14 protein-coding genes are annotated in these 13,824 nt (G+C 36.6%); 11 read left to right on the top strand and 3 right to left on the bottom strand.

All coding sequences use genetic code 11. The annotated features are described in order from the left end of the window. Positions 1-27: 27 nt before the first annotated feature. A complete protein-coding gene (locus tag ATHE_RS10405) occupies positions 28-1,488 on the top strand; it encodes an alpha-L-fucosidase (RefSeq protein ID WP_015908426.1) in 1,461 nt (486 codons plus the stop codon). 67 nt (positions 1,489-1,555) lie between these two features. On the opposite strand, the gene ATHE_RS10400 is transcribed toward ATHE_RS10405, so the two are convergent. Then, complete coding sequence (locus ATHE_RS10400; protein ID WP_015908425.1) at positions 1,556-2,689, bottom strand: glycerate kinase; 1,134 nt, start codon at positions 2,687-2,689, stop codon at positions 1,556-1,558. A 243-nt stretch (positions 2,690-2,932) separates the two neighbouring features. Here ATHE_RS10400 and rplM point away from each other — a divergent pair, with 243 nt between their 5' ends. From rplM to ATHE_RS10380, 4 genes are all read left to right on the top strand, one after another. Next, positions 2,933-3,361 carry a 50S ribosomal protein L13 gene (rplM, locus tag ATHE_RS10395; RefSeq protein ID WP_013291114.1) on the top strand — a complete coding sequence of 143 codons (429 nt, stop codon included), beginning with the start codon at positions 2,933-2,935 and terminating at the stop codon, positions 3,359-3,361. A 24-nt stretch (positions 3,362-3,385) separates the two neighbouring features. After that, entirely contained in the window at positions 3,386-3,778 is a 393-nt protein-coding gene (rpsI, locus tag ATHE_RS10390; protein WP_015908424.1) for a 30S ribosomal protein S9, read from the top strand. Between the two features lie 201 nt (positions 3,779-3,979). Beyond that, positions 3,980-5,200: an ammonium transporter gene (locus ATHE_RS10385; RefSeq protein WP_015908423.1), complete on the top strand. Its 1,221-nt coding sequence runs from the start codon at positions 3,980-3,982 to the stop codon at positions 5,198-5,200. An 18-nt stretch (positions 5,201-5,218) separates the two neighbouring features. Beyond that, positions 5,219-5,554 (top strand): P-II family nitrogen regulator, encoded by a 336-nt coding sequence (locus tag ATHE_RS10380; protein ID WP_015908422.1) that lies wholly within the window; start codon positions 5,219-5,221, stop codon positions 5,552-5,554. A 79-nt stretch (positions 5,555-5,633) separates the two neighbouring features. On the opposite strand, the gene ATHE_RS10375 is transcribed toward ATHE_RS10380, so the two are convergent. After that, positions 5,634-6,761: a glycosyltransferase gene (locus ATHE_RS10375; protein ID WP_015908421.1), complete on the bottom strand. Its 1,128-nt coding sequence runs from the start codon at positions 6,759-6,761 to the stop codon at positions 5,634-5,636. 128 nt (positions 6,762-6,889) lie between these two features. On the opposite strand from ATHE_RS10375, the gene radA reads away from it, so the two are divergent. Further along, positions 6,890-8,230, top strand: a complete 1,341-nt coding sequence (gene radA / locus ATHE_RS10370; protein ID WP_015908420.1) for a DNA repair protein RadA — start codon at positions 6,890-6,892, stop codon at positions 8,228-8,230. 24 nt (positions 8,231-8,254) lie between these two features. Beyond that, positions 8,255-8,944, top strand: a complete 690-nt coding sequence (locus ATHE_RS10365; protein WP_015908419.1) for a 4Fe-4S double cluster binding domain-containing protein — start codon at positions 8,255-8,257, stop codon at positions 8,942-8,944. 3 nt (positions 8,945-8,947) lie between these two features. Here ATHE_RS10365 and ATHE_RS14340 read toward each other — a convergent pair whose 3' ends face one another. Then, positions 8,948-9,106, bottom strand: coding sequence for a DUF1540 domain-containing protein (locus tag ATHE_RS14340; RefSeq protein ID WP_013429637.1), 159 nt, complete (start codon positions 9,104-9,106; stop codon positions 8,948-8,950). 103 nt (positions 9,107-9,209) lie between these two features. Between ATHE_RS14340 and csaB the strand changes: the two genes are divergently transcribed. The 4 genes from csaB (at position 9,210) to ATHE_RS10345 (ending at position 13,824) form a co-directional block, all read left to right on the top strand. Further along, positions 9,210-11,048, top strand: a complete 1,839-nt coding sequence (csaB, locus tag ATHE_RS10360; RefSeq protein ID WP_015908418.1) for a polysaccharide pyruvyl transferase CsaB — start codon at positions 9,210-9,212, stop codon at positions 11,046-11,048. After that, entirely contained in the window at positions 11,049-11,900 is an 852-nt protein-coding gene (locus ATHE_RS10355) for a YitT family protein (RefSeq protein ID WP_015908417.1), read from the top strand. Between the two features lie 132 nt (positions 11,901-12,032). Then, entirely contained in the window at positions 12,033-12,881 is an 849-nt protein-coding gene (locus ATHE_RS10350) for a transketolase (protein ID WP_015908416.1), read from the top strand. A gap of 1 nt (position 12,882) precedes the next feature. Then, on the top strand, positions 12,883-13,824 hold the full coding sequence (locus tag ATHE_RS10345) for a transketolase family protein (RefSeq protein ID WP_015908415.1): 942 nt from the start codon (positions 12,883-12,885) through the stop codon (positions 13,822-13,824).

The raw sequence follows: 13,824 nt of genomic DNA, 5'->3' as shown, positions 1-13,824 counted from the left end.
TTTTTGTACAAGGAGGTCTCTCTTTAAATGGATGAGTATTTTAAAACTATCCAAAAAGGTCCCTTTGAAGCAACTTGGGAATCTTTAAGACAATTCAAATGTCCTCAGTGGTTTTTAGATGCCAAGTTTGGTATTTGGGCGCACTGGGGACCACAGTCTGTACCAATGTATGGGGACTGGTATGCAAGAAATATCTACAGAGAAGGAGAACCACAGTATTACTACCATTGGCGAAAGTATGGGCATCCTTCAAAGGTTGGTTACAAAGACATTGTTCAAATGTGGAAGGCTGAAAGGTTTAACCCAGAGGAATTAATTGATCTGTATATAAAAGCAGGTGCAAAATATTTTATTGCTCAGGCTGTTCACCACGATAACTTTGATAACTGGAATTCCCGATACCATAGGTGGAATGCAGTAAATATGGGTCCTAAGAAAGATATTGTTGGAATGTGGTGCAGAGCTGCAAGAGAAAGAGGACTTCCATTTGGTGTATCAGAACACTTGGGTGCAAGCTTTTCGTGGTTTGCACCAAGTAAAGGACATGACACAAAAGGACCATATAAGGATGTTCCATATGATGGAAATGACCCTGCCTATGAGGATTTTTATCACCCAAATAGGGACGAGTATGAGCTAGAAAAACAGTATGGAAAGATTGTCAATTGGTACTCGCCAAACCCACAGTGGCATATGAAATGGTTTTTAAGAATAAAAGATTTGATCGACCAGTATGAACCAGACTTTTTGTATTCAGATGGTGGTGTTCCATTTGGTGAGACTGGGTTGAGTATTGTTGCGCATCTTTACAATACAAGTGCCAAAAATCACGGTGGTATAAATCAAGCAGTGTACACTCAAAAAGACACAAATCCAGAAGTCTATAAAATTGGTGTTTTGGACATTGAACGTGGATCAGCCGAAGATATTCTATCTCATCCATGGCAGACAGATACATGTGTAGGTGGCTGGTTTTATGATGTAAGAGCTGTATATAAAACCCCGCAACAGGTAATTGAAATGCTTATTGATATTGTCAGCAAAGGTGGAAACCTTCTTTTAAACATTCCGCAAAAACCAGATGGCACGTTGGATGATGAATGTCTTTATATTCTTGATGAGATTGCAAAATGGATGAAAGTAAACGGAGAAGGTATATATGCAACACGTCCATGGATAAGATATGGAGAAGGTCTGACAAAAGCTCAAGGTGGAGCTTTTCAGGAGAAAAAACTTGAGTGGACGCAAGAGGATTTTAGATTTACACAAAAAGATGGAAAAATTTTTGCCTTTCAAATGAAGTATCCAGAAGATAACAGAGCAATCATCAAAAGTTTGGGACTATCAAGTGGTATTTTTGTGAAAAAGATAAAACTTTTAGGGTTTGAAGGTGAGCTTGAATTTGAACAGTTAGAAAACGCTTTGGTCATCAAATTGCCAGAAAAATGCTATAGCACAGGATATCCACATTGTTTTTGCATAAAGTAAAAACTTTCCTTTTTCAGGGCTATTCCGAAAAAAGACGGAATAGCCCTGATGTGATTTTATATGTTCCTTAAAAATTTTTTGCCCTTAAAATCAAATTCACAATGCTCTTTGTAGTTTCTTTCAAAAGCCGTGGTGCTTCTTTGAGACATCTGTCAAGCGATGATGCCATATCAACAATAGAGAAAATTGAGGTTATTCCTTCTTTTGTGTACTCTTCAAAAGGACAATCAATAGACCCTGAAATAACAATTACCATCTTGCCAAGTTTAACTCCAAGTCTTGCAATTCCAATTGTAGATTTTCCAGATAAGCTTTGCCTGTCAAATCTTCCTTCACCAGTGATTATAATGTCTGCCCATTTAACGTGTTCTTCAGCGTTCGAAGCGCTTAGTATATAATCTATTCCCGATACATACTGAGCGTTCAAAAAAGCCAAAAGTGCAAATCCCAAGCCTCCTGCAGCACCAGCTCCGCTGGATAGCGACATGTCTTTTCCAAGATACTCTTTAGCGACATTTGCAAAATTTCTAAGTCCCATATCAAGAAGCTTTACAGCATTTTCATCTGCCCCTTTTTGAGGTGCAAACACATACGCTGCACCGTTTTCTCCGTATAATGGATTTGTAACATCGCACAGAACTGTAAATTTTACTTTGCGAACATCTTTTAAAAATTCTGAATCATCTATCTTTTTTATTTTTATCAGGTTTTCTCCGATTGGTTTTAATTCCTCTCCATTTTCATCTAAAAATTTCATTCCAAGTGCATTTAGCATTCCTGTGCCTGCATCATTTGTTGAAGAGCCGCCAATGCCTATGAGGATTTCTTTAACTTTCTTTGAAATTGCGTATTTGATGAGCTCACCAACACCATATGTTGTTGTGTAAAGAGGATTTCTTTCTTCATCTTTTAAAATAAGAAGACCTGAACATTCTGCTATTTCAATGATTGCTTTGTCTTCAAAAAATCCTATTCTGCTTTTGATCTTCCTAAAAAGAGGGTCATTTACCTCAACCTCTTCTATTTTGGCACCAAAAATTTTAGATAGAGCTGTCAAGGTTCCTTCTCCACCGTCGGCAAGCGGAAGCTGAAAAACTTCTGCGCTTTTGTCAACCTCAACAATAGCTTCTTTTATTATCTCAGATGCGACTAAAGCGTCAAATGACCCTTTATATTTATCCGGTGCAACCAAATATTTCAATAAGATTTCCCCCTCTCTTTAATGCAGAGTTTACATTTATATTTTACCAAAATTCTTGTCAGATGCTTTGTATTTTTAGATTGAAGATACTCTTGAGTCTATTTTAAAAATACTTGTCCAAGCAATTGACATTGACAATATAATGTATTAGAATATTTAATGTTTTAAAATGAGGCCCCGAGTATGAGTTGATAATATAGATTTTCAGAAAACAAAATTTCAGAAGGAGTGAAGAAGAAAGCGATGAAGACATACCTTGCAAAACCAAACGAGGTTCCAAAGAAGTGGTATGTTATTGATGCAACAGGAAAGCCGCTTGGAAGACTTGCAGCAAAAATTGCTGTGATTTTGAGAGGGAAGCATAAACCCCAGTTTACACCTAATGTTGACACAGGTGACTATGTGATTGTTATAAACGCTGAAAAGGTTGTTTTAACGGGAAAAAAGCTTGATAAGGATGGATACAGATATCACACAAAGTATCCTGGGGGACTTAAGTTCATACCATATCGCAGACTTCTTGAAAAGCATCCGGAGAAGGCAATTGAGATTGCGGTGCGCGGAATGCTTCCTAAAAATAGGCTGAGAGATAGGTTTATGAGAAAGCTCAAAGTTTACAGAGGACCAAATCATCCACATGCAGCGCAAAAGCCAGAAGTGCTGGAAATTTAGTTTTAGTTAGGGGAGGATATGAAAGTGGCACAGATAAAATACTATGCAACTGGTAGAAGGAAAACTTCTGTTGCTAAGGTTTGGCTTTCACCTGGAAATGGCAAAATTATTGTGAACGATAAGAACATGGAAGAGTATTTTCCTCTTGAGACATTGAGAATTATTGTAAAGCAGCCATTGACACTTACTGAAACTCTCGGTAAATATGATGTAATTGCAAAGGTTAAAGGCGGCGGTCTTTCTGGTCAAGCGGGTGCAGTAAGACATGGAATTGCAAGAGCGCTTGTGCTTGCTGACCCAACTTTAAGACCGGTTTTGAAAAAAGCAGGATTTCTTACAAGAGACCCGCGTATGGTGGAGAGAAAGAAATACGGTCTCAAGAAAGCAAGAAGAGCACCCCAGTTCTCGAAAAGATAAAAGAATTTTTGCAGCTCCTTTTTCCAAGGGGCTTTTATTTTTGCAATTTAGAACTTTTTCTCTTTCACCTATTGACAATTTACACTCAAAAGAATATAATAAAATCGTAATTGCCAATGGGGGCATACCAAAAAAGGTATGTCCCCATTTTGCATTTTAGGCGGATATAGACTTTCAAAATAAAATTTGGGGGTGTTTTGGATGAACTATGCAGACATTGTATGGGTTTTAATTTCAACTGCTTTGGTTATGCTGATGACACCAGCAGTAGGTCTTTTTTATGGTGGTATGGTCAGAAGAAAAAACCTTCTTTCTACAATTACCATGTCAGCACTGACTCTGGGCCTTATCAGCATTGAATGGGTTTTGATCGGTTATAGCATGGCTTTTGGACCTGATAAATTTGGTTTTATAGGCACTTTAGATTGGGCAGGACTAAAAAATGTAGGTTATAAGCCAAACCCTGACTATGCGGGTAGCATTCCACACCTTTTGTTTATGGCATTTCAGATGATGTTTGCAGCAATTACTCCTGCACTTATTGTAGGTGCTTATGTTGAGAGAATAAAATTTAGCAGTTATATACTTTTTACATTGCTATGGTCAATATTTGTTTACAATCCAGTTGCGCATTGGGTGTGGGCAAAAGGTGGATGGCTCAAAAACTTAGGAGCTTTAGACTTTGCAGGAGGTACTGTTGTGCATATCACTGCAGGTAGCTCAGCTCTGGCGCTTTCCCTTGTGCTAAGAAAAAGAAAGGACTTTGGCAAAGTTCAGATGGAGCCAAATAATATTCCTTTAACACTTGTTGGTGCGTTTTTACTTTGGTTTGGATGGTTCGGGTTCAATGGAGGTAGCAGCCTTGCTGCAAACGAGATTGGTGTCAACGCATTTGTTGTCACAAATGTTGCGGCAGCCTCTGCTGCAATTTCCTGGATGATTATAAGCTGGCTTTACAAAAAACCAAGCGCAATTGGAATTGCAACAGGTGCAGTTGTTGGGCTTGTTGCAATAACACCTGCATCAGGTTATGTAAACTCCCTTTCAGCAATTGTGATTGCTGCAGTTGCTTCCATAATATCATTTTACTGTATTAGACTCAGAGAAAGATTAGAACTTGATGAGACTTTAGATGTTTGGGCTTGCCACGGAATGGGTGGAACTTGGGGGGCGCTTGCAACAGGAATATTTGCAAGCAAGGCTGTAAATCCGGCAGGAAACGATGGGCTCTTATTTGGTAACTACAAGCTGTTTTTTGTTCAGCTTATCTCGGTGTTAATTGTTTGGGCATTTTCGTTTATTATGACCATAATAATTTCAAAATTGCTTGACAAAAGCATAGGTTTGGCTGTGACATATGAAGAGGAGACTGTTGGTCTTGACATATCTCAGCATGGCGAAGAGGCTTACAGCGGAATTTAATTTTGGGGGTGTTTTGAGATGAAAAAAATAGAAGCTATCATAAGAGAAGAAAAGCTCAACGACCTCAAGGAGTGCCTTGAAAAAGAGGGCATATACGGAATGACAGTTATGAGAGTTAAAGGAAGAGGCATACAGCGCGGTATCACCTTGCAGTGGAGAGCTGGAAGCTATACCGTGGATCTTCTTCCTAAGGTTCTGGTAATGATTGTTGTGAGTGATGAGAAGTTTGAAAAGGTGATCGACATTATTTTGGACTGCTGTTCAACAGGAAATCCAGGGGATGGGAAGATTTTTGTATCAGAGGTAAGTGAAGTTATAAGGATTAGTAGCAAGGAAAGAAACGTAAAGCTGTAGAGTTATTTTAGATTTAAAAATCAAAAGGGCTATCTTGCTAAGAAGTTTAAAAATAAGACTTTTAAAGCAAGTAGCCCTTTTATTTTTTCGAAAGTATGCTTTTATAAATCTCAAATTGCATCCTTGCCATATTTTCTGCAGAAAACTTTTCTTTTGCTTTTTTAGAAAGAAGCTGTCCAAATTCTTTGATAAGGTCTTTATTTTGCAAAAGAATTTCTATCTTTTGAGCAAGCCCTTTATAATCTCCAGCGTCAAATAAAAAACCATTTTTACCATCTTCAATCAAGTCTGGCACTGAACCCACTTTGCTTGATATACAACACTTTTCAAGTGCTGTTGCTTCTAAGATTGAATATGGGAAAGTTTCAGAGTATGAACTTATGACATTTATATCTATGCTATTAAAAAAGTCATATGGATTTTTTATACTGCCAAGTAGAAATACCCTGTCATTTAAATTGTATTCACTTATCATTTGCTTTAAAAATTCCTTTTGAGGACCACTTCCGCCGATTAAAAAAATGACCTCAGGATATTTTTTAGCTATTATATTGGCGGCTTTTATAAATACATCTAAACCTTTTACCTTGTATAACCTGCTCAAGTTTCCTATAACTATTTTGGAGTCAAATACTTTTCTATCAAAAAACTTTGATAAAAATTCATCCTTTTGCACATAATGTATCTCTTTTGAAAAGTCAAAACCATTGTACAAAAGAAAAATTCTATTTTCTTTCACCCCAAGTCCTTTTATTTTGTCAATCAATGCAGATCCCACAGAAATAAAATAGTCAAATCTTTTTAAAGAAAGTTTATTAAGAAATGAAAACACTACTCTTTTATAAAAAACGTCCTGAAAATCTAAATCAAAGTCGCTATGTACTGTTGTGATAAATGGCTTGTTTTTGATTTTTCGTTTTAAAAACATTCCAATAAAATTTGCTCTTGCACCATGACAGTGAATTATATCATAATCTTCAGCTTTAACGATATGCGCAATTCTGTCAGCCACACTCAAGTCAAATCGAGAGGATTGTTGAATAACATCTATATCAATTCCAGCATTTTTTACCTCTTCATAGAATTGCCCGTACATGAAACATATAATTTTAAGACTGACAAGATCTTTTAGTTTTGAACACAGGTTTATTATATGTGTCTTTGCTCCCCCTGTATCACCACCGCTTATAAGGTGCAAAACTTTCATTTTTGAAAAACAGACCTCCTCAACTTAAGTACCTATCGATTAGATTATATCATAACTCTTTATAAAAGGGTGAAAATGTGATAAAAATATATCATGTGGATTTGAAATGATTTTAAGGAGAAACTAAAATGAAAACAAAAAGCATTTATGTTTGCCAGGAGTGCGGCTTTAGAACCTCAAAATGGCTTGGAAGATGTCCAAACTGTTCAAGCTGGGATACCTTTGTGCTTGAAAGAATGGACCAAAACAAAAAAGAAACTATCTCTATTACAAAAGAGAATTCAGCAGTATTAAAACTTTCTAATGTCAGCACAAAAGAAGAAAGATTTTTATCTGGCATAGAAGAGCTGGACAATGTCCTTGGTGGCGGATTTGTAAAGGGAGAGCTCATTTTGCTTGGTGGTGAGCCGGGGATTGGAAAGTCAACTTTGCTTTTGCAGGTTGCAAATATATTAAGCGAAAGAATGAAGGTTTTATATGTATCAGGCGAGGAAGGAGCAAATCAGCTAAAACTTAGGGCTCAAAGGCTCAATATAGATGGGAATTTTGATGTTGTGTGTGAAACCAATTTTGATTTGATAAAAAATATTATCTTGGAAACAAAACCAGAGTTTGTTATAATTGATTCTATACAAACCATGTATATACCAGAAAACCAGTCAGCACCTGGAAGTGTAACCCAGGTCAGAGATGTGACAATGCAGCTTTTGAAAATTGCAAAGACGTATAAAATAACAGCTGTAATTGTGGGGCATGTCACAAAAGATGGTCTTATTGCAGGACCAAGGGTTTTGGAACACATGGTTGACTGTGTTTTGTATTTTGAAGGAGAGAGGTTTAACACTTATAGAGTAATCAGAGCTTACAAAAATAGATTTGGTCCTACAAACCAGCTTGGAATTTTTGAGATGACAGACGGTGGACTTGTTGAGGTAAAAAATCCTTCAAGCATTTTTTTGGAAAGCTCCTACAATGTTGAGGGTGTTGCTATTTACTCAGCAATAGAAGGAACAAGGTCTATTCTTTTAGAGATACAGGCACTTGTAACTCCAACATCTTTTGGCACGCCAAGAAGGACAGTGACTGGAATTGATTATAACAGATGCGTGATGCTCTGTGCTGTGCTTGAAAAGAAGATGGGATTTGCGTTAAATGTTCAGGATATATATGTAAATGTAGCAGGTGGATTTAAGGTTTCAGAGCCCTCAGCAGACCTTGCTATTGTATGTGCCATAGCTTCAAGTTATAAAGGGGTTCCCATTGGAGATACTGTATTAATAGGTGAAGTGGGTTTGACAGGCGAGATTAGAGCTGTGTCTAATATAGAAAAAAGATTGAATGAAGCAAAAAAGCTGGGATTTAAAAGAGCAATAATTCCAAAAAGAAATATGGAAGCGATCCAAAATGATGGTATGATTGAAGTCTTTGGTATGTCAAATATAGAGGAAGTCTTGAATTTTATATTTTAGCTAATAAAGAGAGTTGATTGGAAAATGCTTTTAGAAGAGCTCAAAAAGATGTTAATTTCCGAGGGTGCAAGTGATGTAGGGTTTTCTTTTATAAATCCATACCTTCCAGAAGAGCTAAAGATATTTAAAACATGTATAACAGTGGTTATAAAGCTTTCAGATGCTATTGTCAACGAGATTATAGACTCACCGACGTTTACATACTATCATCACTACAAAACTGTAAACAACCTCATTGACCTTTTGACTTTAAAAGGTGTGCTGTTTTTAGAATCAGAAGGATATTTTGCCATGAGCGTTGCTGCATCACAAAGTGTCCACGGTAAGGACAATGGGTTTTCAGGTGTGCTGTCACACAAGATAGGAGCGGTACTGTCTGGCATGGGGTTTATTGGCAAGAGTAACCTCTTTGTTCATGAAAGATTTGGACCACGCGTGCGACTGGGTACAATTTTAACAACATATAAACCAGAAAATGGAATTAGAAATAATATTATTAAGCCAAAATGTGGAGATTGTAATCTTTGTGTTGTGAGCTGTCCTGCACAGGCAATCTACGGAAGGACATGGTATTTAGGTATTAAGAGAAACGAGATGATAGACCCCCATGCATGCAGCAGTTACATGAAGGAAAAGTTTAAATTCATCGGTCGTGGTCAGGTGTGCGGCATATGCATGAGGGTCTGTCCTTATGGAAGTGAAGTAAAAAGATAGGCACTATCTTCTGAGCTGGTAAGTGTGGCAATTTGTTTTTTCTTTTGTTCCCTGAGCAGAAGACCCGCCGCCATCTACAGAGACTTCGATAGATGGAGCGGTGCATCTTTTGTTATCCCAGTACATGCAGTCTGATACATTGCATGTGATTCTGTCTGGCATTTTCAATACCTCCATTTTGATTTTAATTTGCAACTTTCAAGGTTTATTTTCTGCAATAAAACTTGAGTTTATTCAAAATAATAAATTTGGGTGAGAAAAAAGAATGAAGAATATTGTAATATCAGGATATTATGGACAATTGAATACTGGTGATGAAGCCATACTAAGGGTTTTGATAGATAGGCTGAGAGAATATGAAAGACAAGAAAATGAAGATTTAAATGTTGTTGTTCTTTCATCAAGACCACAACTGACAAGCAAGATTTACAGTGTAGACTCTGTCAATAGAAAAAAGATTTGGGAAGTTGTAAAAACCATAAAAAGATGTGATATATTTATTTCCGGTGGAGGAAGTCTTTTTCAAAATGAGACAAGCAACAGAAGTCTTTATTATTACCTCTTTCAAATTTTTCTTGCCAAGCTATTTGGCAAGAAGGTGTTTATTTTTTCTCAAGGGATAGGACCAATAAAAAAGTGGTATAATATTTTGATTTTCAAGCATATAATCAAACTTGCTGATTATATTACAGTGAGAGACTACGATTCTTTTGACCTTTTACACAGACTGAAGCTTAAAAACAAAATAGACTTGTCAGCAGACCCTGCATTTTTACTGAATCCTTGCTGTGAAAAAAGAGTAGAAAAATTATTGCAAACTTATAACATAGATTTGAGCAAAAAGACGATAGGAATAGTAGTAAGGAAATGGAAAAAGGAAAAGGATATGACCGACAAAATTGCACAGATTGCGGACATTCTTATAGAAAATGAAGGATATAATGTAGTTTTTATTCCTTTTCAGGGTAAGTGGGACATAATAAAGATAAATGAGATCATTTCAAAAATGAAGAATAAACCATATATTCTTTCTGAGAGTTTTCAGCCTCATGAACTTTTAGGTATTTTTAGATGTTTCGACCTAATAGTTGGTATGCGTCTTCATAGTCTCATATTTGCATCTAAAATGAACAAGAGGTTTGTTGGAATATCGTACGATCCCAAAATTGACAGTTTTCTTAAAATGTATGGTTTAAAACCGGCGGGATATGTTGATAGTTTTGATGTAAACAATGTTCTTTTAAATATCCAGTATATGCTCAATGAGTCAAAAATTCAAAAGAAAATTGAACAGATAACAATCAATATGATTCAAAGAGCGGAAAAGTCTTTTGAGATTTTAAAAGAGGCTTTATCAACAACTAGAAAAAGAAAAAACATTAATATTTTGGGTGTGAGAATTGATTGTATTAATTTTAATAAGGCAAAGAAAAAATGTATTGACTTTTTATCTTCATCTTCACCCAAAGTAGTATTTACACCCAATGTAGAGATGATAATGCTATCTCAAAGGGACGAGAAATTTAAAAAAATTTTGAATTCGAGTGATTTAAATGTACCTGACGGAATTGGGGTTGTTTGGGCATCTAAATATTTTGGAGAAAAACTGTATGAAAGGGTCACAGGTTTTGACCTGATGATGTCTTTGATGCCAGAGCTTGAGAAAAAAAGAGCAAGAGTATTCTTACTTGGTGCAAAACCAGGGATTGCTGAAAAAGCGAAAGAAAATCTTTTAAAACAGTTTAAAAATTTAGAAATTTGTGGGATTTATCATGGATATTTTAGTGAAGAAGAGAATAACACGGTTGTGGAGATTATAAATTCCTCAAAAGCAGATGTTTTGTTTGTTGCAATGGGCATGAAAAAACAGGAAGAATGGATTTACAAAAATAAAAAGAAACTCAAATGTAAGCTTATTATGGGTGTTGGTGGCAGCCTTGATGTTTTGTCAGGTGAGGTAAAAAGAGCACCCAAAATGTTCCAAAGACTTGGACTTGAATGGTTTTATAGACTGATAACCCAGCCATGGAGGTTCAAAAGGATGCTTGCACTTCCTAAATTTGTATTTGTTGTTTTGAAAAACAGAATATTTGGGGGAAGATAAATGCTAAAAAAAATTTTCAGAGTTCTATATGAATATATTGCAATAACTTTTGGTTCGCTTTTGGTTGCACTGTCGTTAAATCTTTTTCTTGTTCCAAATAAGATTGCAGCTGGTGGTTTTTCGGGTATTGCAACAGTTGTGTATTATGTTTCTCACTACAAGCTTCCTGTTGGTATGACCATGCTTGCATTAAATATTCCTGCCTTTATTCTTGGTGTTAAAACAATTGGCGTGGACTTTGGTGTAAAAAGCATTTATGGGACAGTAATACTTTCAGTGCTCACAGACACTACAACATTTGTGCCATGCATTACATATGATAAGCTTTTGGCGTCGGTGTTTGGTGGAGCGCTAATGGGGATAGGTCTTGCCATTGTTTTACTTTTTGGTGCAACAACTGGTGGCACAGAGATGTTGGCAAAGATTATTCACAAATATATTTCGTTTATTTCTGTTGGTCAGATTCTTTTAGGGCTTGATGTAGCTGTTATTGTACTTGCATCGGTTGTGTTTAAAAGCTATGAACTTGGACTTTGGGCAATTTTAACTCTCTTTGCATGTTCAAAACTGATTGATGCAATACTTGAAGGTGTTAACTTTGCAAAGGCGCTTATAATAATATCAGATAAATCTGACATAATTGCTGAAAAGATTTTAAAAGAGCTTGACAGAGGTGTGACAGGTCTTCATGGCATTGGCATGTGGACAAAAACAGAGAAAAATGTTCTGCTGTGCGTTGTAAAAAGACATGAAGTTAGTCGTGTGAAAAACCTTGTAAAAAGTGTGGATAAGCGTGCATTTGTAATTCTGACAGATGTTCGTGAAGTCTTAGGTGAAGGTTTTTCTGTTTGAGTTAAAAATGATCAATATGATATAATGTCAATATGATATAATATAAAGGAAAAAGATAGTTTGAAAAAATCATTTTAAAGGGAAAGTCCAAACCAAATATTGTATTTTTGCAAAGGAGGTTTAAGAAAGACAATGGATAGAGCAAAAGAACTTGAACTTAAAAAAATAGCAACTGAGATAAGAAAGAGCATAATTATTCAAACTGCATCTGCAGGCTCTGGTCACCCTGGCGGTTCACTTTCTGGTGTTGAAATTTTGACATATCTTTACTTTGTTGAAATGAACATTGATCCTAAAAATCCAAAGGACCCTAACAGAGACAGGTTTGTTCTTTCTAAAGGACATGCATCGCCACTTTTATACGCAGTTTTGGCTGAAAAGGGTTTCATCAGCAAAGATGAGCTTACAGGTTTTAGACAGATATATTCAAATCTCCAAGGCCATCCTGACATGAAAAAGATACCTGGTGTTGAGATGTCAACAGGGTCATTAGGTCAAGGGCTTTCTGTTGCAAATGGTATGGCATTGGCTGCAAAGCTGGATGGGAAAAACTACAGAGTTTATGTTTTGCTTGGTGATGGTGAGATTCAAGAAGGTCAAATTTGGGAAGCTGCGATGACTGCTGCACATTACAAGCTTGACAATCTGACAGCCTTTTTAGACCACAATGGGCTTCAGATAGATGGAAAAATCACAGAGGTTATGTCACCCGAGCCTGTTGATGAGAAGTTTAAGGCATTTGGCTGGCATGTTATAAAAATTGATGGGCATGATTTTAACCAGATTGAAAAAGCTGTAAATGAGGCAAAAACAATAAAAGAAAAGCCAACAATCATAATTGCTGAAACAGTGAAGGGCAAAGGCGTATCATTTATGGAAAATGAAGCTGGCTGGCATGGAACAGCACCAAATAAAGAGCAGGCACAAAAAGCTTTAGAGGAGCTACAAAAGCAGCTAGAAAGTTTGGAGGTGCAAGGATAAGATGGCAAAGATAGCGACAAGAGAAGCATATGGTCAGGCATTGGCTGAGTTTGGTGAAGTATACAAAGACATTGTTGTACTTGATGCTGACCTTTCAAAATCAACAAGGACAGAGATTTTCAAAAAGAAATTTCCTGAAAGGTTTTTCAATATAGGAATTGCAGAACAGGACCTTATGGCAACAGCAGCAGGACTTGCAACATGTGGCAAGATTCCGTTTGCAAGCACATTTGCAATCTTTGCCGCTGGAAGAGCTTATGACCAGGTGAGAAACTCAATAGGTTATCCACATCTAAATGTCAAGATTGGAGCATCACATGCTGGTGTGTCCATAGGTGAAGATGGTGCATCTCATCAGATGCTTGAAGATATAGCATTGATGAGAGTAATCCCTGGGATGGTTGTGCTTTCTCCTTCTGATGCCGCATCCACTTATGAGTGTGTAAGACTTGCAATCGAGCATGAAGGACCTGTTTATATTCGCTTGGGAAGACTTGGGGTTGAGGAAATTTACAAGAAAGGTGAACTAAAACTTGAGCTTGGCAAAGGCATTGTTCTTCAAAAAGGGACAGATGTTGGAATTTTAGCAACAGGGTTAATGGTTCATGAAGCAATAAAGGCTGCAAAAATGCTGCAGGATGAGGGATTTTCAGTATATCTTGTTGACATGCCGTGCATAAAACCAATTGACATTGATTTAATTTTAGATGTTGCAAAAGTCACTGGCTGTATTGTTACAGCAGAAGAGCACAATATCTTAGGTGGTTTTGGAAGTGCTGTTTCTGAGGTTTTAATTCAAAACTATCCTGTACCAGTAAAAATGGTTGGTGTAAATGATGAGTTTGGAAGATCAGGTAAGCCTGAAGATGTTTTGAAATATTATAAACTCACTGCTGATGAGATAGTAAGTAAAGCAAAAGAGGTTATGAAGATGAAAAAGTAA

Source organism: Caldicellulosiruptor bescii DSM 6725 (genome assembly GCF_000022325.1).
GTDB classification, from domain to species: Bacteria; Bacillota; Thermoanaerobacteria; order Caldicellulosiruptorales; family Caldicellulosiruptoraceae; genus Caldicellulosiruptor; species Caldicellulosiruptor bescii.
Note: the sequence above shows the minus strand (reverse complement) of the source record. Positions and strands in the feature narration are given on the sequence as shown.